29 protein-coding genes are annotated in these 24,512 nt (G+C 37.5%); 9 read left to right on the forward strand and 20 right to left on the reverse strand.

Going from position 1 to position 24,512, the window contains the following annotated elements; translation table 11 throughout:
* Positions 1-447 precede the first annotated feature (447 nt).
* Positions 448-1,029: an NAD(P)H-dependent oxidoreductase gene (locus tag AC1DMU_RS22420; protein ID WP_088064721.1), complete on the forward strand. Its 582-nt coding sequence runs from the start codon at positions 448-450 to the stop codon at positions 1,027-1,029.
* Positions 1,030-1,062: 33 nt separating this feature from the next.
* Here AC1DMU_RS22420 and AC1DMU_RS22425 read toward each other — a convergent pair whose 3' ends face one another.
* From AC1DMU_RS22425 to AC1DMU_RS22440, 4 genes are all read right to left on the reverse strand, one after another.
* Positions 1,063-1,593 (reverse strand): iron ABC transporter substrate-binding protein, encoded by a 531-nt coding sequence (locus tag AC1DMU_RS22425; RefSeq protein WP_087986025.1) that lies wholly within the window; start codon positions 1,591-1,593, stop codon positions 1,063-1,065.
* A gap of 111 nt (positions 1,594-1,704) precedes the next feature.
* Positions 1,705-2,469 (reverse strand): TIGR01457 family HAD-type hydrolase, encoded by a 765-nt coding sequence (locus AC1DMU_RS22430; protein ID WP_002096233.1) that lies wholly within the window; start codon positions 2,467-2,469, stop codon positions 1,705-1,707.
* A 108-nt stretch (positions 2,470-2,577) separates the two neighbouring features.
* Positions 2,578-3,210, reverse strand: a complete 633-nt coding sequence (locus AC1DMU_RS22435; RefSeq protein ID WP_000503338.1) for a helix-turn-helix transcriptional regulator — start codon at positions 3,208-3,210, stop codon at positions 2,578-2,580.
* Between the two features lie 86 nt (positions 3,211-3,296).
* Entirely contained in the window at positions 3,297-3,737 is a 441-nt protein-coding gene (locus AC1DMU_RS22440) for a DUF86 domain-containing protein (RefSeq protein WP_088064722.1), read from the reverse strand.
* A gap of 147 nt (positions 3,738-3,884) precedes the next feature.
* Here AC1DMU_RS22440 and glpX point away from each other — a divergent pair, with 147 nt between their 5' ends.
* The 3 genes from glpX (at position 3,885) to AC1DMU_RS22455 (ending at position 6,007) form a co-directional block, all read left to right on the forward strand.
* On the forward strand, positions 3,885-4,856 hold the full coding sequence (glpX, locus tag AC1DMU_RS22445; RefSeq protein WP_000439090.1) for a class II fructose-bisphosphatase: 972 nt from the start codon (positions 3,885-3,887) through the stop codon (positions 4,854-4,856).
* Positions 4,857-4,872: 16 nt separating this feature from the next.
* Entirely contained in the window at positions 4,873-5,139 is a 267-nt protein-coding gene (locus AC1DMU_RS22450) for a DUF3055 domain-containing protein (RefSeq protein ID WP_000392614.1), read from the forward strand.
* Between the two features lie 370 nt (positions 5,140-5,509).
* The gene (locus AC1DMU_RS22455) at positions 5,510-6,007 is read left to right on the forward strand and encodes a cytoplasmic protein (protein ID WP_088064724.1); all 498 of its coding nucleotides are present in this window, start codon (positions 5,510-5,512) and stop codon (positions 6,005-6,007) included.
* Between the two features lie 45 nt (positions 6,008-6,052).
* On the opposite strand, the gene AC1DMU_RS22460 is transcribed toward AC1DMU_RS22455, so the two are convergent.
* A complete protein-coding gene (locus tag AC1DMU_RS22460) occupies positions 6,053-6,337 on the reverse strand; it encodes a YutD family protein (RefSeq protein ID WP_370512873.1) in 285 nt (94 codons plus the stop codon).
* Positions 6,338-6,479: 142 nt separating this feature from the next.
* Between AC1DMU_RS22460 and AC1DMU_RS22465 the strand changes: the two genes are divergently transcribed.
* Positions 6,480-7,058, forward strand: coding sequence for a YhcN/YlaJ family sporulation lipoprotein (locus tag AC1DMU_RS22465; RefSeq protein ID WP_088064726.1), 579 nt, complete (start codon positions 6,480-6,482; stop codon positions 7,056-7,058).
* A gap of 30 nt (positions 7,059-7,088) precedes the next feature.
* Here the strand turns inward: AC1DMU_RS22465 and AC1DMU_RS22470 are convergent, their stop codons facing one another.
* A complete protein-coding gene (locus AC1DMU_RS22470) occupies positions 7,089-7,820 on the reverse strand; it encodes a MerR family transcriptional regulator (RefSeq protein ID WP_088064727.1) in 732 nt (243 codons plus the stop codon).
* Between the two features lie 99 nt (positions 7,821-7,919).
* Here AC1DMU_RS22470 and AC1DMU_RS22475 point away from each other — a divergent pair, with 99 nt between their 5' ends.
* Positions 7,920-8,735, forward strand: coding sequence for a YhfC family intramembrane metalloprotease (locus tag AC1DMU_RS22475; protein WP_116868002.1), 816 nt, complete (start codon positions 7,920-7,922; stop codon positions 8,733-8,735).
* Positions 8,736-8,758: 23 nt separating this feature from the next.
* On the opposite strand, the gene AC1DMU_RS22480 is transcribed toward AC1DMU_RS22475, so the two are convergent.
* Positions 8,759-9,202: a hypothetical protein gene (locus AC1DMU_RS22480; RefSeq protein WP_088064728.1), complete on the reverse strand. Its 444-nt coding sequence runs from the start codon at positions 9,200-9,202 to the stop codon at positions 8,759-8,761.
* A 134-nt stretch (positions 9,203-9,336) separates the two neighbouring features.
* On the opposite strand from AC1DMU_RS22480, the gene AC1DMU_RS22485 reads away from it, so the two are divergent.
* The gene (locus tag AC1DMU_RS22485; RefSeq protein WP_088064729.1) at positions 9,337-9,891 is read left to right on the forward strand and encodes a histidine phosphatase family protein; all 555 of its coding nucleotides are present in this window, start codon (positions 9,337-9,339) and stop codon (positions 9,889-9,891) included.
* A gap of 74 nt (positions 9,892-9,965) precedes the next feature.
* The gene (locus AC1DMU_RS22490) at positions 9,966-10,445 is read left to right on the forward strand and encodes a YbaK/EbsC family protein (protein ID WP_048542306.1); all 480 of its coding nucleotides are present in this window, start codon (positions 9,966-9,968) and stop codon (positions 10,443-10,445) included.
* A 20-nt stretch (positions 10,446-10,465) separates the two neighbouring features.
* Here the strand turns inward: AC1DMU_RS22490 and lipA are convergent, their stop codons facing one another.
* Positions 10,466-11,362, reverse strand: a complete 897-nt coding sequence (gene lipA, locus AC1DMU_RS22495; RefSeq protein WP_000166369.1) for a lipoyl synthase — start codon at positions 11,360-11,362, stop codon at positions 10,466-10,468.
* A gap of 189 nt (positions 11,363-11,551) precedes the next feature.
* Between lipA and AC1DMU_RS22500 the strand changes: the two genes are divergently transcribed.
* The gene (locus AC1DMU_RS22500) at positions 11,552-12,535 is read left to right on the forward strand and encodes a M23 family metallopeptidase (RefSeq protein WP_000944677.1); all 984 of its coding nucleotides are present in this window, start codon (positions 11,552-11,554) and stop codon (positions 12,533-12,535) included.
* A gap of 36 nt (positions 12,536-12,571) precedes the next feature.
* Here AC1DMU_RS22500 and yunB read toward each other — a convergent pair whose 3' ends face one another.
* The 12 genes from yunB to AC1DMU_RS22560 all read right to left on the reverse strand — a co-directional run bounded on the left by yunB (position 12,572) and on the right by AC1DMU_RS22560 (position 24,424).
* Positions 12,572-13,303, reverse strand: a complete 732-nt coding sequence (yunB, locus tag AC1DMU_RS22505) for a sporulation protein YunB (protein WP_046954393.1) — start codon at positions 13,301-13,303, stop codon at positions 12,572-12,574.
* A 54-nt stretch (positions 13,304-13,357) separates the two neighbouring features.
* Entirely contained in the window at positions 13,358-13,660 is a 303-nt protein-coding gene (locus AC1DMU_RS22510; protein WP_000248463.1) for a YunC family protein, read from the reverse strand.
* Between the two features lie 65 nt (positions 13,661-13,725).
* Entirely contained in the window at positions 13,726-15,141 is a 1,416-nt protein-coding gene (locus AC1DMU_RS22515; protein ID WP_316245560.1) for a bifunctional metallophosphatase/5'-nucleotidase, read from the reverse strand.
* A gap of 465 nt (positions 15,142-15,606) precedes the next feature.
* Positions 15,607-17,004: a Fe-S cluster assembly protein SufB gene (gene sufB / locus AC1DMU_RS22520; protein WP_001118829.1), complete on the reverse strand. Its 1,398-nt coding sequence runs from the start codon at positions 17,002-17,004 to the stop codon at positions 15,607-15,609.
* 48 nt (positions 17,005-17,052) lie between these two features.
* The gene (gene sufU, locus AC1DMU_RS22525) at positions 17,053-17,484 is read right to left on the reverse strand and encodes a Fe-S cluster assembly sulfur transfer protein SufU (RefSeq protein WP_000009525.1); all 432 of its coding nucleotides are present in this window, start codon (positions 17,482-17,484) and stop codon (positions 17,053-17,055) included.
* Positions 17,474-18,694, reverse strand: a complete 1,221-nt coding sequence (gene sufS, locus AC1DMU_RS22530; RefSeq protein ID WP_001020765.1) for a cysteine desulfurase SufS — start codon at positions 18,692-18,694, stop codon at positions 17,474-17,476. Before sufS ends, sufU begins: the two co-directional genes overlap by 11 nt.
* Positions 18,694-19,986, reverse strand: a complete 1,293-nt coding sequence (gene sufD / locus AC1DMU_RS22535) for a Fe-S cluster assembly protein SufD (protein ID WP_088064731.1) — start codon at positions 19,984-19,986, stop codon at positions 18,694-18,696. The genes sufS and sufD overlap by 1 nt, the downstream gene beginning before the upstream one ends.
* A gap of 15 nt (positions 19,987-20,001) precedes the next feature.
* Positions 20,002-20,787 carry a Fe-S cluster assembly ATPase SufC gene (gene sufC / locus AC1DMU_RS22540; protein ID WP_088064732.1) on the reverse strand — a complete coding sequence of 262 codons (786 nt, stop codon included), beginning with the start codon at positions 20,785-20,787 and terminating at the stop codon, positions 20,002-20,004.
* Between the two features lie 238 nt (positions 20,788-21,025).
* Positions 21,026-21,832, reverse strand: a complete 807-nt coding sequence (metQ, locus tag AC1DMU_RS22545) for a methionine ABC transporter substrate-binding lipoprotein MetQ (protein WP_000722406.1) — start codon at positions 21,830-21,832, stop codon at positions 21,026-21,028.
* Between the two features lie 71 nt (positions 21,833-21,903).
* Positions 21,904-22,716 carry a methionine ABC transporter substrate-binding lipoprotein MetQ gene (gene metQ, locus AC1DMU_RS22550; protein ID WP_000735093.1) on the reverse strand — a complete coding sequence of 271 codons (813 nt, stop codon included), beginning with the start codon at positions 22,714-22,716 and terminating at the stop codon, positions 21,904-21,906.
* Between the two features lie 24 nt (positions 22,717-22,740).
* A complete protein-coding gene (locus tag AC1DMU_RS22555; RefSeq protein ID WP_000359548.1) occupies positions 22,741-23,406 on the reverse strand; it encodes a methionine ABC transporter permease in 666 nt (221 codons plus the stop codon).
* Complete coding sequence (locus AC1DMU_RS22560) at positions 23,399-24,424, reverse strand: methionine ABC transporter ATP-binding protein (protein ID WP_088064733.1); 1,026 nt, start codon at positions 24,422-24,424, stop codon at positions 23,399-23,401. Before AC1DMU_RS22560 ends, AC1DMU_RS22555 begins: the two co-directional genes overlap by 8 nt.
* Positions 24,425-24,512 lie beyond the last annotated feature (88 nt).

Below are 24,512 nucleotides of genomic sequence, written 5' to 3' on the forward strand. Positions count from 1 at the left end.
CACGGAAATTAGCGTCTTATCAACCTCAAGCAATTGGCACATTTTGTCATCTTAAAAGACACTCGAACGAGTGTCTTTTTTTCTATATCCAACAAGGACTTACTCATTTCAAAGTATAAATACATAAAATAATGTAAATCATTACACGCATGAATCACTTTCTAAAAGTTATAAAGTAGATTCAAAATAAAAAAGGCACTCTTAACTAGAGTGCTTTTTACTTTCAAACAAGGAGGCTACATATATGGATAGCACTCTCGTATTTAACTTCGGCATTGGTCTTGTCATTATTTTATTTGTCTTCTTTGTACTTTGTATGAGCGGGGTATAAAAAGGCGATTTTCGAGCGTCTTTTTATACATACATATGTATTACTTGACTTCTATAAAAGCAGTAACCATAATAGTTACATAAATAAAAAACTATCCACAAATAGGAGGAAGAGCAATGAAACATGTAATCGTTTATGCACACCCAAATACAGAAAGCTTCAACCATGCGATTTTAGAAACGGTAAAAAGTGAATTAGAAGAAAAAGGTCATGAAGTACGCGTTCGCGATCTATACGAATTAAACTTCAATCCAGTATTAGGCGCTTCCGATTTCATCTCATTTTCTCAAGGAAACACACCAGAAGATATTAAAGAAGAGCAAGAGCATATCTCTTGGGCGGATAGCATTACATTCATTTATCCAGTTTGGTGGGCGGGACTTCCTGCTATTTTAAAAGGATACGTTGACCGTGTATTTAGCCACGGCTTCGCTTATGCTTACGGTGAAAATGGTATTGAAAAGTTATTAAGCGGTAAAAAAGGCTTACTATTATCTACAATGGGAAATACGAAAGAAGCATACACAGCAGGCGGTATGTTTGAAGCAATGAAGAAAACAGCAGATGTTGGTATTTTTGAATTTACAGGTATTGAAACAATTGAGCATACATTCTATACGAGTGTTCCTTCTGTGGATAACAGTGTGCGTAAGCAATATCTTGAAGAAGTTAAAGATGTTGTGAATCGTGCATTCTAATAAAAAACTCCGGTTGTTAAAACCGGAGTTTTTTTATTTCATCATTAATTTCGGAATATATCTTTGAAGAATGCTTTCTAATTCATTCATATCTTCCTGTCTAATAAGTAAATTTACATTGTCATTCATTTTTTCTCGCCCGCGATATAAAAATATATTTTCTTTTGGATTTTCCCATGTTGATGTTTTATAGCCTTTTAATTCTTCGTATGAATAAAAGTTTAATCCGTCTACTACACCTTTTTCATATATTTGTACACTTTTAATAAGATGGATAGCTATTAAAGTCATAAAACAACTTGCTACAGCATGAATACCTAGCTGAATGAGAAACTGTTCAACTGTATCAATATCGCCACTTACGTACTGAGCATATATATACATACATTGCCCAATGAAATATGCTGGTCCAAGTAATGCAATCCAACGTCTTTTCACCCGAGGATACATTGCAATGAGTTTTCCTGAGCTTTTTTTCATTTCATTTATTTTATATATCTTCCATAGAACAAAAAACAAAACACATAATGTAAAAACAAACATAATACATGACATCCAGTACACTCTGATTCCCCCTTGTATCATTACATATAAATTTTACATTTTATATAACAACGGCGAATATGCAATTATGCATAAAAAAACAGGTAACCTATTCCGGTTACCTGCATTTCATTACATCTTCTCAATCCACTCCGTCAAGTTATGCACAACTTGCGTTGGTTGTACTTCATATTCTGTTAACTTCTCCACAGTTGTGACTCCAGTGTGGACAAGAAGGGTATGCATGCCAGCATTTACTCCCGCTAAAATGTCTGTATCGTAGTTATCCCCAACCATTAATGCTTCATCTTTTCCTATACCAAGCACTTTTAACGCTTGTTCCATAATGATTGATTCTGGTTTTCCAATAAAGATTGGATCCACGCCTGTTGATACTGTTACAACTGATGTTAATGAACCGTTACCTGGTAATAATCCGCGCTCAGTCGGAATGGCGATATCTCCATTTGTAGAAATAAACGTTGCGCCGTTACGCACAGCAAGACAAGCTTTTGCTAATTTTTCATATGTGATGTCACGATCTAAACCAACAACAACGAAATCAGGATTTTCATCCACAAGTTCAAATCCTTTTTCCACAAGTGCATCATGTAAGCCTTCTTCACCAATCATATATACAGTTGCGTCTTGTTTACGTTCATAAATGAAGTTCGCTGTCGCCATACTCGTTGTGAATACTTGCTCTGCTTCCGCTGGAATATCGAAACGAACAAGTTTTTCTGCCACTTGTTCTGGTTTACGCGTTGAATTATTCGTAACGAATAAATAAGGAATGCCGCGCTCTCCTAATGCTTTTACGAAGTCGCTCGCTTCTTCAATTTGTTCTTCTCCGCGATACATCGTACCGTCTAAGTCAATTAAGTAACCTTTATACATCATTATGTCTCTCCTTCTATGCTAACGTTCTCACCTTATCATACCACTCTTATATTACCCGCTTTTTCCAAAGAAAAAAACGCTTTACCTAAAAGCGCCCCATAACGTTCATTTTTTCTCTTTTACTTGGTAAGAACAACTACAATCGCCCTCACACATGTTTGCTAACGTCTTTACATCTGCTCCTGCAAATAAACGATTATACATCTCTTTTTCATCTTCGCATACTTGCGGGAATCTCTCTGCAATTTCTTTTAACGGACAGTTTTGTTTTTCAATTACGAAAGAGTTCTCTCCATCTCTCTTTATTTGAACCATATAACCATTTTTCTCTTGCATAGCTGCTATCTCTTGCACTTTATATGCTAAATTCTTTTGATTACTCACTCGCTTTTGCAACTGTTCTTCCATTCGCTTCGTTCTCTCTGTTAAAACGTAACGAAGTATTTTTTCATCACCCATTCGAGCTAAATCTTCTAGCATATCAATCGCAAATTGCTTATACTCCTTCGGGAATGTATCTTCTCCCTTTTCACTTAATCCATATAAATAAGTTGGTCTTCCGACATGTTGTCTTACCATCTTAGAATAAATGAAACCATCTTTCTCAAGATTACTTAAATGTCTTCGAATCGCCATTTCTGTAATCTCTAAAACGTCAGCTAGTTCCGCTACTGTGTGCTCTCCCTTAACTTTCAACAATTGTACAATTTCATCTTTCGTCGTACGTGCTTCCCCCATGCTTAACCCTTCTCCCTTTTCCCTTTACTTTCTCACATACAATATAAGATCCCCAAAAGGCAGTCCCGGGGATCTTATAAGCATAATTATTCTGGTACAAATGCAGATACAGGTCCTAATTCCTTCTCTAAATAACTGCGAATATTTGCTGGGTATTTCTCTACCACTGCAATATGTTTTTGAATCGTCTTATATAATTCATCATGATTCATTTGAATATAATCTTGCGTAAGCATTTTTCGAAGAAGGATAATTTCTTTCATTCCTTGTCCTTCTTCTGCACTTATCACTCGCTCGTCCATCAAAATATCGATAATATCTTCATAACTTCCTGGATCGCGCATAATAAATCCATCAATCATCGCATTCCCTACATCTAATACACAATCAATAATTAGATGAGCTATACGTTCTAATGCGTAAAATTCAAACTGGGTTTCATATATCTTTTTCTCTTGAAATGTACTTGTTGCTCGTTCTAAACATACTAGCATTTGTTCTATTTTCTTTCTGTCTACAAAATACATGAATGTCACCTACCTGGAAATTAAAGCATTTACATTTTAATTGTAACGCTTTCTTCTGAAAAAATCGACAATTTTTCGAATTCACCTTTTCTCCGTTATTTGTTATAGTTATATTTGTATGATTTTTGAAATTGGAGGAATGGAATCTTGGAACGTGAACTCGCACTAGAAATTGTCCGTGTAACAGAAGCAGCAGCATTAGCATCCGCACAGTGGATGGGCCGCGGAAAGAAAAACGAAGCAGATGATGCAGCAACTACAGCAATGCGTGATATGTTTGATTCAGTAAACATGGCAGGTACAGTTGTAATTGGTGAAGGAGAACTTGATGAAGCACCGATGTTGTATATTGGTGAAGAACTAGGAACAGGTAACGGTCCAGAAGTAGACATTGCCGTTGATCCATTAGAAGGTACAAACATCGTTGCAAAAGGTCTTGCAAATGCAATGGCAGTTATCGCAATCGCAGATAAAGGAAACCTTCTTCATGCTCCTGATATGTACATGGAAAAAATCGCGGTTGGTCCAAAAGCAGCTGGTAAAATTAGCTTAGATGATCCAATTGAAAAAACAATTGAAATTGTAGCAGAAGCTAACAATAAAAAGATTCGCGATCTAACAGTTATCGTGCAAGAACGTGAACGTCATCAAGATATTATTGACCGTGTTCGTGCAAAAGGTGCACGCGTAAAATTATTTGGTGATGGTGATGTTGGTGCGTCAATCGCAACAGCACTACCTGGAACGGGTATTGATTTATTCGTAGGTATTGGCGGAGCTCCAGAAGGTGTTATTTCTGCAGCAGCATTAAAATGCCTTGAAGGTGAAATGCAAGCTCGCTTAGTTCCAATGAACGAAGAAGAAGAAGCTCGTTGTCGTGAAATGGGATTAGAAGATCCTCGTCAACTTCTTATGTTAGATGACTTAGTATCTGGGGATGATGCAATCTTCTCAGCAACTGGTGTATCTGCTGGTGAGTTATTAGACGGTGTTAAATTCCTTGGCGGAGATCTAGCTGAAACATATTCTATCGTTATGCGTTACAAAACAAGAACGGTACGATTCATTAAAACGCATCACCATTTAGATCATAAACCACACTTAAACTTAGATATTTAATAAAGGAGCCATGTGTATGGAAGAACGTTTCTTTCTGTACGACGATACAGTCGCTACAAGAACTCGTTTCGTTAGCTTTATGGGAGAAAATGAGCGTCATGATTTAGCGCTTTTATACTCCGATCGTCATTACGGTAAAACAATTGTCCTTGATATACAGCGCAATAGATTTGCAATCATCGGTCCTGACGATTTAAACGAACCAGGCTACTTAGAGCATGCATTTTCTATGACTGAAGAAATTGCAGAAGAATTACGCTCATTTTTATTTGAACTTATATAATTTATCTTAGGCACCAGCTATTTTAGCTGGTGTTTTTTCGCTTTAAGTATTTCGAATTTTCAATCTTATGTGTTATAATTAAGAATAAATCTATTTGGATAGAAAGGACGTTATCTACGTATGCCAACATTTACTTTGTAATGGACCAGCAATTGGATTGCATTACTCTCAAAAAAGCACCGTGCTTTTTCAAGGGAGTAGTCTGCCCATTCCCATTACAAAGGAACGTAACGCATCTGTAGTATGATGTTTACGGAGGTTCCTAAGGGAATCTCCTTTTATTTTTGTCTTTTTATCATGTCTTCATACTACAAGACATCCAAATAGCTGTATTACGTTCCTTTACCACTACTATAAGAGGTGAAGGAAAATGCAGAAAGTACAACTTTCTTGGAGTTTATATGAAAATGAGCAAAACACAATCGAAAAGTATTGTAAAAATTGCAGACGCACTACCTTATTTACTGACACGAATATTCGTAGGCATAACGCCAACGGAAAAAATATATACCGCTTTGCCATTTATAAATGTCCGAAAGATCATACGTGGAATCAAAAGCTTCGTATTTATAAAGCATTCACTGATCACGTTGAAACATTCGACATGACGCAGCAAGATCAAATAGAAACAACTACTACCATTTCCATTACGCAACATAAAGAAAACGGCATAGCCGAAATCACGATCGTATTAGATATCGTTTTCGGTTCCCACCGAATGGATAAAGCCTTATCCACATATATTTCCGACTGGAGCCGTACACGCATTGTGGATAAAATTAAAAATGGGGATATTCAATTGAACGGACAACAAATGAAACCAAATACAATACTTTCTGAAGGCGATCATATCTCGATTTGTTTATAAGCGAAAATATGCAAAAAATCCTCTTACAATCGTAAGAGGATTTTTTTATTTCTTCACTTTTCGTAATACGAAGTGTGCACAACCGAAATTACAGTACTCGTATAAATACTCCGTTAACGTACTAATTTTCGTATCATATGTCGAACGTTGATTACTATCATCAAAGAAACCGCGCAATCTAAGTTGCTCATAACCCCAATCCCCTACGATGTAATCATATTTATTTAAGATTTCTGCATAACGCTCTTTAAATGCTTCTTCATTAAAACCGTCACGAAAGTTTTTAATTACTTCGTACTGAACATTATTAATGCTCACCGTAGCATGCATCTCTTGCTCTTGCTTTTGCTCCATCATTAACTTCCTCTCTAAGCATTCTTCTTTTTATCGTATCACAAAGCATACCAACCAACAATTTCAAATACAAAAAATTGAAAATTAGTGCATGCTATGGAGAAGGAGGTGATACATCGTGAAAAAACAAATTATACTCTCTCTCCTCACTCTTTCCTTATTCGCAGGCTGTCAATCAACGAATAAAGCCGAAATGGAACGTGAGGAAGGAAGTCGTGTTCTTGTTTCCAATAAAAACGACATGTATCATACGGAAAATACAAATACACGATTAACGAGAGTCGGTTATTCATCTAAACAAAAACATGAAGTATCTAACAAACAAGTAGGAGCCATTAACCGTGAGAAAGTCGCTGAAATGATTACAAGCATGACAGTCAAACTTCCTGACGTTACAAACGCTGCTACGCTCGTTACCGATGATGAAGTATTTGTTGTATACCGTGCAAACACAACGGATCCAAAACTCGTAGCAGATCAAATATATAAAGCTGCTTTGTCCATCGTCCCTCGCTATTATAAAGCATATGTATCAACAGACCAAAAGTTGATTTCTCAAATTCAAGGCCTTCAATCAGGTAGCTTAAATGATACAGAATATACACAGAGCCTCGACATGCTAAAGCGAGAAATGAGCAAAAATCCTCATTTAAACAATACGGGGGATCAGACTTTGAATGATATGATTAAAAAATAAAGAAGGTGGAGAAAACCTCCACCTTTTTTACTATTTCTTACGATCCGCATAAACCTCCATCGCATCACACATAAACTGTGCTAAACCTTCACCAAACTTATCGATATTTTTCGTGAAGCGCTCATCAGCGACGTACATTTGACCGAGTCCTTTAAAAGCATCTAGTGAATATTCTCCAAAGTTTTGCAAGTAATCGTACCATACCCCGATTGCTTCCTGTGCCTCTTTAGAATCTGGTGCGCCGTGTCTAAGCGCCGCTAAATTTCTGTAAATAGTATTAAACTCTTCTTGATTATCTTTTGACATATCTTTCGCGTATTCATTCGCTTTATCTACAGCTGCGTCTCCCCATCGTTCACGCGCTTCTTCTTCGTACGGATTATGGCTGAAATCGAAGCCTTCAAATTTCTCTTTATTCGTCATTTCAATCTCTCCTTTTGTATGCTGAATTGTTTTATCAATTGTCGCAATCACCTTATCTAATCTGGCACGTTTTTCAAGAAGCATTTTCTTATGAAGCTGTAGTGCTTCTTCGTGGTCAAATGATGGACTCATGATAATTTCTTTAATTTTCTTCAAAGGGAAGCCTAGCTCTTTAAAAAATAAAATTTGCTGCAATGTCTCTAAATTTTTATTGGAATACAGACGATATCCAGACTCTGTCGTCTCGTCTGGGGTTAACAACCCAATTTCATCGTAATGATGCAGTGTGCGCACACTAATTCCAACTAAATTAGCTACTTCTTTTACCTTCATTGTCATGTGTATCTCCCCCTTAATACATACGATAAAGTATGACGCAACGTTAGAGTCAATAAGTAAATTCATTTTTTGTTAAAAGTTTCATCTCCACTATATTTCATGCATAATAGATATGTACATATATTAGAAAGCGGTGAAAGTATGGTTTCAAGTACGGTAATTGCCAGTATCACAATTCAACTTGTGATTTCGATTCTGGTACCTATTATTGCGTTTGTTTATTTCCGTAAAAAATATAATATTAATTGGAAAGTGGTCGGCGTTGGTGTTCTTATCTTTATTGGATTTACCCAAATTCTCGAAACACCGTTCCACCTATTTATGCGTGGTAATCCAGCAATCGCTCCATTTTTAGAAAATCCGTTTGTCTTTGCAATTTATGGCGGACTAACTGCTGGTATTTTTGAAGAATTAGGACGCTTCGTTGCCTTCTTCTTCCTACTAAAAAAATATCTAGAATATAAAGATGGCTTCGCTTATGGAATTGGTCACGGCGGGATTGAATCCATTTTAGTTGGCGGATTCTCTGCATTGCAGACACTTATATTCGCTAATGCTATTAACAATGGTAGCTTCGCTCAAATGGCAGAAAAACTACCACAATTAAATCTTGTAAAGGATATGTTAATAGAACAACCTGCTTATTTATACTTCCTTGGCAGCTTGGAAAGAATTATGGCTCTTGTATTGCAAATTGCCTTTACAATGCTTGTCTTATACGCAGTAAAACAAAAGAAATATATCTTCCTTGTTTACGCTATATTATTCCACGCATTTGTAGACTTTTTCGCGGCACTTTATCAAACAAAAACAATTAACATCTTTGTTGCAGAAGGAATTACCCTTCTCTTCACAATTGGTGCTGTCATTCTTATTCGTAAAATGAAAGAGAAATTAATGAGTGTACCGGAATAAAAAATAATCCACCAGCTGGTGGGTTATTTTTTACCACGATTTTCGCAATGATGATAACTCTTGCCCTCTTGCAGCTCCCTCTTTGTTTCTGCATCTATAACAATGTACTTATGAAACTCTTCTGCTTCATTTTGAGAAAAGGAAGCAAAAAAATAAACTTGGCGATCAGGGTGAACAAAAAAATCTTGAAGTACCACGCTACTACGACAACCCACGGCTGCTTTTTTTCTGAAAGAAAATTCTTTATCCGGCACTTCTTTAAATAAAATCTTTTTTCGAACGCTATATGCTGCATTGTTGTATTCTTTATAGATTTTCTTATCTAACTGTTCGTAAAACACATCTTCACTCACAAATGATTTATTTCGATTGCTTGGATAATTTAATTTTTGATTGGATTCTGCATATGTTGTGGACAAGTGTATAAAAAAACAAAGACCGAATATAATACATATCATTTTTTTCATCATTACACCTCAAATGTTCATTTATCCACATTACTTTTCCACATATTTAAATCAATATGCCATTTCCAATAAAAAGGAATTTCCCCCACATTTGTCGAAGTATATAGCGTCAACTTGAAAGATGGGGATGAATTATGAAGAAATTGATTGTAATACGACATTGTTCAGCAACTGGACAAGAACGTGATGCCGAATTAACGATTGCAGGAAAAAATCAAGCAAACATTCTTGCTACATTCCTCTTAGAAAACCAATCACAAATAGATCATATTATTTCAAGCCCATTTGTGCGAGCTATCGATTCTATTCGGCCCTATGCGCTTCAAGCTAACTTGTCTATCCAAGAAGATGAACGATTAGCTGAACGCATATTAAGCGACGTTCCAATGGATGATTGGTTGCAAAAACTAGAATCTACTTTTACAAATATAGATATCGCCTTTTCAGGCGGAGAGTCAACAAAACAAGCGACGGATCGTGCTATATCACTTATCCAAGACGTTTTAAAGTTAAACCATACTACAACACTACTTGTTACACATGGCAACTTACTGACGCTCATTTTAAAGCACTTTGATCATACGATCGGCTTTATTGAATGGAGAGCTTTAACGAATCCTGATATTTACGAAATTACACTCGATAAACAATGTATCCTAAAACGATTATGGGAAGCACCGTCCAAGTAATATCTCTTTCCAACACATTCAGTTGACGCCACGAGAAGAAACTGTACTAACAATAGAAAGGGGTATCACTCCATATGTACGAAGATGTACTTGCTTTACTACATAAAACAAATGCTTCTTACGAAAAGTTTGAACACGAACCAGTACTCGATTATGAAACAGATCGTATCGTACGTGAAAGGCTTGGCTTACACGGCACTCCAAGTAAAAGCTTATTTTTAAAATCAAAGTCTGGAGATTATTACGTATTTTTTACGTTAGAGGGTACAAGGCTCAACCGAGGAGAGATGAAAGAAATAACAGGAGAAAGCTTATCTCTCTGTTCTCCTGATGAGCTAAGAGAAGAAACAGGCTGTACTCCAGGATGTGTAGCTCCTTTCGGTTATTCACAAAATGTAACGATTATTGTGGATAGTGCTATTTATGCTTACGATAAAATTTTAATTACACCTGGTGTACCTGAATTTACAATTGAATTATCCACAGAGGAATTAAAGAAAATCTTATTAACATGCCCAAATACTGTTTTAGAATATAAACAAAAAGAGAGCTAATGATTAGCTCTCTTTTTTCATTATTTTGCTTCTGCTGTTTTTTCTTTTGCAGAACGAACCTGCTCGTCCGCATGGTAAGAAGAACGCACAAGTGGGCCAGCTTCACAGTGGCTAAAGCCTTTGCTAAGTGCAATTTCTTTAAGCTCTGCAAATTCTGCTGGTGGGTAATATTTAAGAACTGGTAAATGCTTCTTAGATGGCTGTAGGTATTGTCCAAGAGTTAAAATATCCACATTGTTTGCACGTAAGTCATCCATCGCTTCAATTAAATCTTCTCTCGTTTCACCTAAGCCCACCATAATGCTCGATTTAGTTGGAATATCAGGCTGCATTTCTTTTGCTCGACGTAAAAACTCTAATGAACGATCATATTTTGCTCTAGCGCGAACTCGGTCAGATAATCGACGTACTGTTTCAATGTTATGGTTTAAAATATCTGGTTTTGCATCCATTAACATTTTTAAGTTTTCTTCTACTCCACCCATATCAGATGGTAATACTTCGATTGACGTAAATGGATTTTTACGACGTACAGCGCGTACTGTTTCAGCAAAAACAGCTGCTCCCCCGTCCTTTAAATCATCACGTGCAACCGCTGTTATAACAACGTGCTTTAAGCCCATTTGTACTACAGAATCTGCTACGCGTTCTGGCTCTTGTAAATCAAGCTCAGTTGGTAAGCCTGTTTTAACCGCACAAAAACGACAAGCACGTGTACAAACCGCACCTAAAATCATAAATGTTGCTGTTTTTCTTACAGCCCAGCATTCATGAATATTCGGACATTTTGCTTCCTCACAAACTGTATGAAGATTCTTAGAACGCATCATTTTCTTTAAGCCTGTATAGTTTTCATTCGTGTTTAACTTAATTTTCAACCATTCGGGCTTGCGCTTATATTCTGTTTGTTTTGTCATGGTTATCAACTCCGCACAATATGAAATAATTTACCGTGTTCGCTTCTTTCAATGTAACATATCTATTCTAACGTATGAAAGCGATTTGCTCAAATGAAGATTCTAAGATTTTTTCCAATCGTTCCCTATAATGAAATACTCCGTATATCCCACACTAAAAAGAGTGATGTTGTGAAAGGAGTCTATTTCATGCTTCGAAAAATTTCTCTTTTGCTTTCGATTTGCTTTCTTCTCCACCAAAATATCGCTTACGGTGAAGATAATCAGCAAAGCATATACGAAAAGCGCATGGCACTATATAAAGAAACCGAGCAATCTTCAGGCATTCCGTGGTATTACTTAGCTGCAATGGATCAATACGAAAGAAATATACGGAGCGTAAGAAAAGATATTCCGAAAAAACCAGATGCCATTATCTCCCTTTATTTCAAACCAGAAATATGGGCTGGTCCCGTTAATGGTAACGACACTCTCCCCCATACAATTTCTCTATTTGGCGGATTGGGTTTAGATGGTGACAAAGATGGATTTGCAAACGCAAATAACGACCGTGATCTTCTGCATACAGCAGCGACAATTTTAAAGAAACAAGGAACGTCCGAAGACCGTGTTCACATTATGCTTTGGGAATATTATAGACGTGCGAAAACAGTTGAATTAATTACCGAATACGCCCAAATTTATAAACATTACGGACGTATTAATTTAGAAGGAAATGCTTTCCCTCTTCCGATTCGTAGTGACCATAGCTACCGTAGTACTTTCGGTGCTGGAAGAAGTTTTGGGGGAAGGAGAGTTCATGAAGGAACTGATATTTTTGCAGGCTATGGTGTACCAGTAAGATCTACTTGCTATGGCATTATTGAAACAAAAGGCTGGAACCGTCTTGGCGGATGGCGCATCGGTATTCGCGACCTTCATAATAATTACCATTATTACGCTCATTTAGGCGGATTCTCAAAAGAAATACAGCTTGGACAAATTGTCGAACCAGGAAAAGTAATCGGATTTGTCGGTAGCACCGGTTACGGCCCTCCCGGCACAGCTGGAAAATTCCCGCCCCACCTACATTTCGGTATGTATAAAGACAATGGTTATACAGAATGGGCTTTCGATCCATACATGCATTTAAGTCTTTGGGAGCGAAAAGAACGCACGAATACAAAACGATAACCGTAGCATATTGCTACGGTTATTTTTTTAATTCGGCTAACTATCCGTTTTCTTTTTATCAGGTACAACAACACTCCCACTTCCATAATAAGTAGGCACTTCCCCTTGAACAATACGCGTTGCAATCGGAACATCTTGTTTTACCTTTATTTCTTTCGTATGAAATGGAATAATCACTTGCAACGTGACTTCCATCTCCATAATAATTTGAATCGCTGTCGTATTGATCCCGTGCGGTTCAATTTTTTGTTTAATATCCGTATTCACATGACCAATCGTCGTGAAATCAATTGGAATATCGGGACCTATATTTCCAAGAAGCGCATTATCCGTTACACGACCAAAAGGAACTGCCATCGTTGCTCCATTTTTTTCAGAAATACCTAGCCCCTTCAAATCACCTTGTTCTACTTGCTGTAAATATTTTTCTATGTATGTGGTCGTTGACGTTACGATTTCATTTACTTGCTTTGTATTTAAATTAATTGTGGATACTTTCCCGTTTTTATCATTTTGTACTTTCATTAATGAATCGACATCAAACCCTTCATTAATTCTATCTTTTACCGCCTTCGTCATAACCGCTGTCGCCATTTTATGCGTCTCTACTTCCCCATATTTAAGTAATGTCGGCTGAATGCTTTTATTCACAATCCATAATCCTTGCACGAGTAATATGACAAAAAGAATAAACGACATAAGCAGTATGTGCCGAAAGGAAATTGGTCCCCTTCGAAACCGCGAATTTTTCGAACGAAATATACTCATAAAAAAACCTCCTTCTTATATCATTTCTATGCAAGAAGGAGGGACGATATATGCTTATCTCATTTTTAATAATGCTTCTTTTCCGATTGTGCCTGCCGTAATACCTAATGCTTCGGCTTCAATCGTGACTGATTCTAGCGGCGCTTCAAGAAGTTGTTCAATCGTTCTTACACCAACCGCACGGCCAGCAATAATTCCTCGATCACCTAACTTCTCATTTAAAAGACCTACATCTAATGCACCGCACATAATATATCCTTTATCGCTCATTACAGCTAGCAAATTTGTCTTTGGAAGTTTGACGCTAACCGCAATAAACGTATAATTATCGATTATAATTGGCTCCACATTAACCATAGTCCACACTCCTCTCTTTCTTATCTGTATGACAAGAGAAAAATGAGTGTTACAAGTTAACTAGCCTATAGTTTGACGGAAGATGTATGAGTTATCAACACGTCTGTTAACACATCTCTGAGTAACTCTGGCATATAATATTGTTTGTCAGAAAGTGTGGATAGCTCTGGGTATAAGTATCCGAATGTAAACATATCAATCGTTCCTACCGTATATATACGATCTAATTCCAGCGATTCCCCGTTAATCAATACATCTTCCAGTAAAATTTTATTCCCAGGAATCATATCTGGAATGACTTCGACACCAGCGTAAATCATTTTCCCCATCACTTTTCCACGAAATCCGAATCCTTTTACCTCAAGGTTCTCCATATTTGGACGACGTGCTTTCAAAATAACTTCTCTTAACGTTTTCCCCGGCACTTTTAATAAACATGGATTAATTGGATGTGGACAAATTCTGTGAATATCTCCGCGCGTCACAACACCTTCTTCTAATCCTTCAAGAAGTACACCAGCGTTCACCATGCCAATCTCTGCACCGCACCACGTTTTCAGCGCATTTGCTAACATGTGCGAAAATGCTGTCTCATGAAACCAATCGACTGGTAAAGATTCCTTTAAATGAACGACAGGCTCTGCCATAATCTGTTTACTTTCTTCCTGCAGCAATTCAATTGTGGATAACGGTTTGCTATAAGCACCTAAACGTTCTGTCTTAATCGCTCTACCGTCCTTTTTCAACAGCTTCTTCGTCTCTTTATCCACAGTAAGCTGAACGTGCCCAACGTAACGTCCCCACTTTTCACAACAACAAAGTAAAGTATTATTCATAAGAATGCCACGCTCAAATAAATGGTGCGTATGTGCACCTAAAATAACATCTATATCATAATGCTCTGCCATATACTCATCCATGCTTTTTCCAAGATGAGAAAGGACAACCGTAATATGAGCCTCATCTCGCACTTCTTCTAAAATAGACTCTAAATGGATAAGCGGATCTTCAATATGCCAATCGAGCATATGATAAAACTCTGGATACGCTACTGTTAATCCGATAAAGGCAATCGTAATTCCATCTGTCGTTGTATGTAATTTATAAGGCTTTGCCCACGCTGGACGTACCCCTTCTTTTTCAAATAAATTCGCGACGAGCACCTCAAATCCAGCAGCATCATATAGACGATTCAAATGCTCCTTCGCTAACGTAATTCCTTCATTATTTCCGATCGTTACATAATCATATAACGCCTCATTCAAAAGCTTCGTATTGCCAAGTCCATTCGTCGCTTCCGAAATACTATGAAAACGATCCACATGATCGCCGATATCAACCGTCAAAACGGTCTCTCCCGCTTCCTGTCTTCGCTTTTTCTCCCCTTGTACAAACCGAGAAATTTGCGGCCAATTTTCAAAATGACTATGTATATCGTTTGTATGATAAAGGTGGATGATTGTTTCTTTATTTATATTCAGAGAAAAAACCTCCTCTCAGTTCCTTACTGCCATTTACGCTACACGTACGCAATAATCCTGTAAATACTTTTCGTCTTTTCTTGCTATTTTACATTGTACTCGCATTATAAGAAAAAGCAAAAGATTGTCCTTTTTGATAAGAAAACTTTTTCTAGTGTGTGGAAGGGTTTTAGATGATTGAACGGGGGATTTGGTTGGGGTTTGATTGGATTCCCCAATAGATTGTCAGTGGATTTGTCAGTATCTTTGCCTTACTTCCAATCGTTCTTTTTTCATATAAAATGTTGCGGGGTATATGAAGAATTACTTTTGTCTTACTTTGTCGATAAGTCGATATATTGCAATAATCGCTGATATATTCAGCTGAATACCAACCTGGGTATACCAGACTGACCTAAACTGAATCGACCCCAGCACAACATAAGAAAGCGCCCTGCTGTGCAGGGCGCTTTCTTCATACATATATTAACCAATAGAACCTTCCATCTCAAACTTGATCAGGCGGTTCATTTCAACTGCGTATTCCATTGGAAGTTCGCGAGTGAATGGCTCGATGAAGCCCATTACGATCATTTCTGTAGCTTCTTGCTCAGAAATACCGCGGCTCATTAGGTAGAATAATTGTTCTTCTGATACTTTCGATACTTTCGCTTCGTGTTCAAGTGAAACGTAATCGTTTTTGATTTCGTTGTAAGGAATTGTATCAGATGTAGATTGGTTATCCATGATTAACGTGTCACACTCGATGTTAGAGCGAGAGTTTTTCGCTTTTGGTCCGAATTGCACGATACCACGGTAAGTTACTTTACCACCATGCTTCGCAATCGATTTAGAAACGATTGTTGAAGACGTGTTTGGTGCTAAGTGAATCATTTTCGCACCAGCATCTTGGTGTTGGCCTTTACCAGCAATCGCGATAGATAATGTTAAACCACGAGCGCCTTCGCCTTTTAAGATAACCGCTGGGTATTTCATCGTTAATTTAGATCCGATGTTACCGTCAATCCATTCCATCGTTGCGTTTTCTTCACAAACCGCACGTTTTGTAACTAGGTTGTATACGTTGTTCGCCCAGTTTTGGATTGTTGTATAACGGCAATATGCATCTTTCTTAATGATGATCTCTACTACCGCACTGTGAAGTGAGTTAGTCGTGTAAACAGGTGCTGTACAACCTTCTACATAGTGTACGTGTGCGCCTTCGTCTACGATGATAAGCGTACGCTCGAATTGTCCCATATTTTCAGAGTTAATACGGAAGTACGCTTGAAGTGGTGTATCCACTTTAATACCTTTTGGAACGTAGATGAATGATCCACCAGACCAAACTGCAGAGTTTAATGCAGAGAATTTGTTGTCTGTTGGTGGGATTACTTTTCCGAAATGCTCACGGAAAATATCTTCGTTCTCTTTTAATGCGCTATCTGTATCTTTGAAGACGATTCCTAGAGCTTCTAGGTCTTCTTTCATGTTGTGGTATACAACTTCAGATTCGTACTGTGCAGATACACCAGCTAAATATTTTTGCTCAGCTTCAGGAATACCTAATTTATCAAATGTCGCTTTAATTTCCTCAGGTACTTCATCCCAAGACTTCTCAGATTTCTCAGATGGTTTTACGTAGTACGTAATTTCATCGAAATCTAAGTCGTTTAAGTCGCCGCCCCATTGTGGCATTGGCATTTCATAGAACTTATCCAGTGATTTTAAACGGAAGTCTAACATCCACTGTGGTTCTTCTTTCATACGTGAAATCTCTTCAACGATTTCTTTTGTTAAACCGCGTCCAGCACGGAAAATCGAAACGTCTTTGTCTTTGAAACCATATTTATAATCGCCGATATCTGGCAGTTGCTTCGCCATGTTGGTGTGTCCCTCCTTAGATAACCTCGTTTTTAGGAACCTTTAACATTACTTATCTTCGTTTAAGCCCTTTTCTAACGCTTTCCACGCTAATGTTGCACATTTAATACGTGCAGGGAACTTGCATACGCCTTGTAATGCTTCAATATCTCCTAAATCAATGCTGTCATCGTACTCTTTTCCTAGCATCATGTCAGAGAAAATTTTAGAAAGCTGAAGTGCCTCTTCAATTTTCTTACCTTTTACTGCTTGTGTCATCATCGAAGCTGAAGACATTGAGATAGAACACCCTTCTCCTTCAAACTTCGCCTCTTGTACAATACCTTCTTCTACTTTCATCGTAAGTTGAATACGATCGCCGCAAGTTGGATTGTTCAAGTTAACAGTAACACTATCTTCTAACACGCCATTGTTACGAGGATTCTTATAATGATCCATAATAACTTGACGGTATAACGTATCTAAATTATTAAATGACATTTGTGAAATACTCCTTTGTCTTGATTAGTGATTCAACAAATGTATCAATTTCTTCTTTTGTATTATATAAATAGAAGCTCGCACGTGCTGTAGAAGAAGCTTTCAGCCACTTCATAAGCGGTTGTGCACAGTGGTGTCCTGCGCGAACCGCAATGCCTTCTACATCTAATACAGTTGCTACATCATGAGGATGTACGTCTTCAATATTAAATGTAACAAGACCAGCGCGATGCTTTGGACCATAAATTGTAACGCCATCTACTTCTGATAGTCTTTCTAAAGCATATTGCGCTAATTCATGTTCATGCTTTTCAATATTATGAAGACCGATTTCTTCTAGGAAATCAATTGCCGCACCAAGTCCGATTGCATTACCGATAATCGGTGTACCTGCTTCAAACTTCCACGGAAGCTCTTTCCAAGTAGATTCTTGTAAATCTACGAAATCAATCATTTCACCGCCAAATTCAATTGGCTCCATATTGTTCAGCAATTCTTTTTTACCATATAATACGCCGATACCTGTAGGTCCGCACATCTTATGAGCAGATAATGCGTAGAAATCACAGTTTAAATCTTGTACATCCACTTTCATATGAGGTGCACTTTGTGCTCCATCAACGATCATGATTGCACCGTTTTCATGTGCAATTGCTCCGATTTCTTTTACAGGGTTAATCGTTCCAAGTACGTTTGATACTTGCATAATAGAAACGATTTTTGTATTCGGTGTAACTGTTTGACGAACATCTTCTAAAGAAATTGTACCGTCTGGTTGAAGCGGAAGGTATTTTAAAGTTGCACCAGTTTTCTTCGCAACTTGTTGCCACGGAATGATGTTACTATGGTGTTCCATGTAAGAAATAACGATTTCATCGCCTTCTTTTACATTTTCAAGACCATAGCTAGCCGCTACTGTATTTAATGCAGTTGTCGTTCCGCGCGTGAAAATAATCTCTTCCATTGATTTCGCGTTAATAAACTTGCGAACTTTCTCGCGTGCACCTTCATACGCGTCGGTAGCTTTCGTACCGAGCGTATGAACACCGCGATGCACGTTAGAATTATATTCTTTATAGTAACGTTCTAACGTTTCAATGACTTGAATTGGTTTTTGAGAAGTTGCTGCACTATCGAAATATACAAGTTGTTTGCCGTTCACTTTTTGATCAAGAATTGGAAACTGTTTGCGTATTTCATGAATATTCATTAGCGAACTTTCCTTTCAATTACCTCAACAAGCTGTGCCTTTACTCCTTCAATTGGAAGCTCATTTACTACAGGTGCTAAGAATCCATGGATGACTAAACGTTCTGCTTCGCGTTTTGGAATACCACGGCTCATCAAGTAGTATAATTGGTACGGATCTACGCGGCCTACTGAAGCTGCGTGACCTGCCATTACATCATCTTCGTCGATTAAAAGAATTGGGTTTGCATCACCGCGAGCTTTTTCATCTAACATAAGAACGCGAGAAGATTGTTGTGCATTTGATTTAGATGCACCATGTTCAATCTTACCAATTCCGTTAAAGATAGATGTTGCACTATCTTTTTGTACACCGTGTTTTAAAATCCAACCTTCAGAGTGTTTACCGAAGTGAACAACTTTAGTTGTAAAGTTTTGTGTTTGGTTACCACGACCAATTGTTACTGTTTTTGTATCAGCATATGATCCGTCGCCCATTAAATTCGTAACGTTCTCTGAAATTGTGTTTCCGTCATTCATAAGGCCTAGAGCCCAATCAATGCGGCCGTCGCGTCCAACAACACCGCGGCGGTTAACGTAAGTTGTTACGTCTTTTGCTAATAGATCAACCGCACCAAATTTCACTTGTGCGCCTTGTTCCACGATTACTTCTGCTACGATATTTGCAATACCTTTAGCATTTTCATTTGCAACGTAGTTTTCTACATAAGTTGCAGTACTGTTCGCATCAGCTACGAATAATACGTGGTTATATACGTTAGCTTCTTCGCCGTCTACTAAGAATACAGCTTGAAGTGGAGTTTCAAGAACAACGTTTTTCGGAACATATACAAATGCACCGCCGTTGATTAATGCAGCATGAAGTGCAGTTAAACGATGCTCGTCTACCTTCACGCCGTCTTTCATTAAATACTTTTGTAATAGTTCAGCATGCTCTGTTGCAGCTGTTAGGATGTCTGTAAAAATAACACCTTTTTCTTTTGCTTCGTCTGCTAAAGAAACGAATGCAGTTGTACCAGTACGTTGTACTAATACGCTGTTATTTTCATCGATTAAGTTTTTCACTGCTTCTGGAAGCTCTGTTAAAGAACTTACAGGCTCTTGCTTAGCAGCGTCGCCTTTTCCGATAAAGTCCCATTTTTCAATTTTCGTTTTATCAGGCGTTGGCATTGGAAGTTCAGTTGCTTGTGCAAGAGCTTGTAAGCGGAACTCAGTCAACCAAGCAGCTTCGTTTACTTCGCTTGCGCGCTGACGGATTGTTTCTTGATCGAAAGGTAATGTACCGATTGTCATGTTTATGCTCCTCTCTTACGCTTCTTGCTCTGCTGTTTCGTCTTCAATACCTAATTCTTTTTTAATCCAGTCGTAACCTTCAGCTTCTAGACGTTGTGCAAGCTCAGGGCCACCAGATTTAACGATACGACCGTTCATCATAACGTGAACGAAGTCTGGAGTGATGTAGTTTAATAAACGTTGGTAATGCGTAATCATTAGGCAACCGAACTCTTCGCCACGCATTTGGTTAATACCTTTAGATACAACTTTTAATGCATCGATATCAAGACCTGAGTCGATTTCATCTAAGATTGCGATTTTTGGCTCAATCATCATTAATTGAAGAATTTCGTTACGTTTTTTCTCTCCACCAGAGAAACCTTCGTTTAAGTAACGTTGTGCCATTTCTGGATCCATTTCTAGGAATTCCATGTTTTTATCTAAAGTACGGATAAATTTCATAAGAGAAATTTCATCGCCTTCTTCACGACGTGCGTTAATTGCAGAACGTAAGAAGTCAGCGTTTGTTACTCCGCTAATTTCACTTGGATATTGCATTGCTAGAAATAGACCTGCTTGTGCGCGCTCATCTACTTCCATTTCTAATACATCTTCATCGTCGATGATGATGCTACCTTCTGTTACTTCATATTTTGGGTGACCCATAATTGCAGAAGATAAAGTTGATTTACCTGTTCCGTTAGGTCCCATAATTGCGTGGATTTCTCCACCTTTTACTTCAAGGTTTACACCTTTTAAAATTTCTTTACCGTCGATTGATACGTGTAAGTCTTTAACCGTTAATGTAGAACCAGCCATCTCAATACCTCCATTAATCCTCTATATACATTTTAAAAATTCCTAAAACGTTCATATTCTCATTTTATTCTCATTCTAATTTTATATCAAATAAAATGATATCGCAAACGACGAAAAAAAGTAACAATTTTTTCACAAATGTATATAAGTATTTCCCTTGCATCTTTATATGATACACCTTTCTTCTTATTTATATAAAGAAAAAAGGACTGGTAATTTTCCAGTCCTTCCCTTATATTTATTCACTTACCGGAAGTACAGCACCTTTATATTCTTTATTAATAAAATCTTGAATTTCTTTTGAATGCAGTACTTCTACTAGTTCTTTAATTTCTTTTTTCTTCTCGTCACCTTTACGAACTGCAATAATATTTGCATACGGAGAGTCTGATCCTTCAATCGCAATTGCATCCTTTGTTGGATTTAATTTCGCATCAATTGCGTAGTTTGAATTAATGAATAAAGCATCACCTTCATTATTTTCATATAACTTCGGTGAAAGTCCCGGTTCTACATCTGTTTTAAACTTTAAGTTTTTCGGATTTTCTACAACATCTTTTACTGTTGCTTTAACAACATCTACACCGTCTTTTAATTTAATAACGCCACCTTTTTGTAACAATGCGAGCATACGGCCACGCTCCGCTACGTTATTACTCATAATAACTGTTCCGCCATCTGGCAATTCTTTTAAACTTTTATACTTCTTAGAATAAATGCCCATTGGCTCTAAATGGATTTTTCCTGCGTTTACAATTTTATATCCCTTTTCTTGAATTTCTTTATCTAAGTAAGGAATGTGTTGGAAGTAGTTCGCATCAATTTCCTTATCCGCTAACGCTTTATTCGGCAAAACATAATCCTGGAACTTTTTAATCTCTAATTTAATGCCCTTTTTCTCTAGTATCGGCTGTGCCTTTTCTAAAATAACAGCATGCGGCACGTTAGAAGCTCCCACCACAAGCTTATTCTCTTCTTTCCCTCCGCAAGCAGCTAATGTAAATACAGACAGCGCTGTAACAACTGACAATAGAATCTTTTTCATATGATGTCCCCTTCTCCCCTATAGTTATGTAGTTATAAAAAAGGCTGGCATACACCAGCTCTTTTCAGCAATTATTCTTTTACAGGAACAACCGCTCCTTTATATTCTTTATTAATAAAGTCTTCGATTTCTTTAGAATGCAATACTTCTACAAGCTCTTTAATCCCTTTTTTATCTTTATCACCTTTACGAACCACTAATACGTTTGCGTATGGAGAATCATCACCTTCAATTGCAATTGCATCTTTTTCTGGATTTAATTTCGCATCAATTGCATAGTTCGAGTTAATTAAAACAGCGTCGCCTTCTTTATTGTTATACACTTGTGGTAACAAACCAGGCTCGATATCCGTTTTGAACTTTAAGTTTTTCGGATTATCTGCAATATCTTTTGGAGTTGCACTAACTGGATCTACTCCGTCTTTAATTTTTAAAATGCCTTCTTTTTGTAAAATTGCTAAACCACGTCCATGGTCAGTAACGGAATTACTCATAATAATTGTCGCCCCGTCTGGAAGTTCTTTTAAGCTCTTATACTTTTGAGAATATACACCAATTGGTTCCAAGTGAATTTTCCCTGCTATTTCAAAATCATATTTTTTATCTTTCATTTCTTTTTCTAAATACGGAATATGCTGGAAGTAGTTTGCATCTAAATCCTTATCCGCTAACGATTTATTTGGTAACACGTAATCTTGGAACTTTTTCACTTCTAATTCAATTCCTTTTTTCTCAAGTAACGGTTTTGCCTTTTCTAAAATTTCAGCGTGCGGCACGTTAGAAGCCCCCACAACTAGTTTCTTTTCATCTTTATCTTTCCCGCCACAAGCAGCTAACCCAAAAATAGAAGTTGAAATAAGTGCTGTAAGTAATAATTTTTTCATTTGAAACATCCTCCTGTTTTTTTATTATCGTTTATCTATTCGAGTCGTTACACTATCACCAATCCACTGAATGAAAAATACCACTAGTAATACACAAATTGTCGCAACGATTGTTACATCGTTATTTCCTCGCTGGAATCCTTCTAAATAAGCAAGTGTTCCAAGGCCACCAGCACCAACAACCCCCGCCATTGCTGTATAGCCTACTAAAGCGATTGTTGTAACCGTAATACCAGATACTAATGCTGGTAACGATTCTGGAATTAATACTTTCAAAATAATAGTGCTTGTTTTTGCTCCCATTGCTTTTGAAGCTTCAATTACACCTTTATCAATTTCGCGAAGTGCAATTTCAACCATTCTCGCGTAAAACGGTGCCGCTCCAATAATTAAAGCTGGCAGTGCTGCACTCGCTCCAAGAATTGTTCCAAGCAGAATCTTTGTGAATGGGATTAATAAAATGATTAAAATGATGAACGGTATCGAGCGGAAAATGTTTACGAACGCTCCAATTGCCGTGTTAACCGATTTGTTTTCCCATAAATTATCTTTCGCTGTCATAAAGAGTAACAATCCTAAAATTAGTCCTAAAACAAATGTGGCAAGAGCTGCGATTGCCGTCATATATAACGTTTCACCAGTTGCTTCTAACATTTGATTCCAATCAATATTTGTGAGTAACTTATCCATGTGCAATCACCTCCAGCTCTACTTGATCTTGATGTATTCCCTCTATTGCTTGCTGAATCGCTGTTTCCTCACCATTTAAATGAATAACTAAACTACCGTAAGAGCCGTTATTTGTTTGGGCGATGTTTCCTTGCAAAATGCTAACTTCTATATCACTGCGTTGCATTAATCTTTGAAGTACTGGTCTTTCTACAGCTTCACCGATAAACTGCAAACGAACTACTTTACCATCTGGATACTTTTCAATTAAACTTTCAATCGTTTCATTTGTATCTTCAGAATCCGTTAACTGCTGTACAAATCGCTTTGTAATGTCTTTCTGCGGATTGCGGAATACATCAAGTACTGGACCCGTTTCTACAATCTTCCCTTTCTCCATTACCGCCACTCGATTACAAATCTTTCGAATCACGTGCATCTCGTGTGTAATGAGTACAATTGTTAAACCGAGACGCTTATTAATATCTAATAATAAATCTAAAATTTGATCTGTCGTTTCTGGATCAAGAGCTGATGTCGCTTCATCACATAAAAGCACTTGTGGATTGTTAGCTAATGCTCTTGCAATACCAACGCGTTGCTTTTGTCCTCCGCTCAGCTGAGATGGATACGCGTCCCCTCTTCCTTCTAATCCAACAAGATGAATTAACTCATCCACTCGTTTTCTTCTCTTCGCCTTATCAACACCTGCAATTTCAAGTGGGAACTCGATATTTTCGCGTACAGTTCGTGACCAAAGTAAGTTGAAGTGCTGAAAAATCATTCCGATTTCTTGCCTTGCCTTACGAAGTTCACTCCCTGTAATTGCTGAAATCACACGATTTGCAATTGTAATTTGGCCAGAAGTTGGTTTCTCTAACTGATTGAATAATCTGATTAAAGAACTTTTCCCAGCGCCACTATATCCGATCACACCAAATATTTCACCTTTGTCTATTTTTAAATTGGCATTATCTACAGCAGTGACATCACCGCTTTTTGCTTTATATATTTTCTTTACATTTTCTAACAAGATCATGATGTTCACCCCTTTTTTTGTTTAAAAAGCGTAAGCGGCTCGTTTAGAACAAGAGGACGCCCGAATCCCTGACGTAGAGGTGCTTTTT

It is taken from the genome of Bacillus sp. 01N45 (assembly GCF_056399205.1).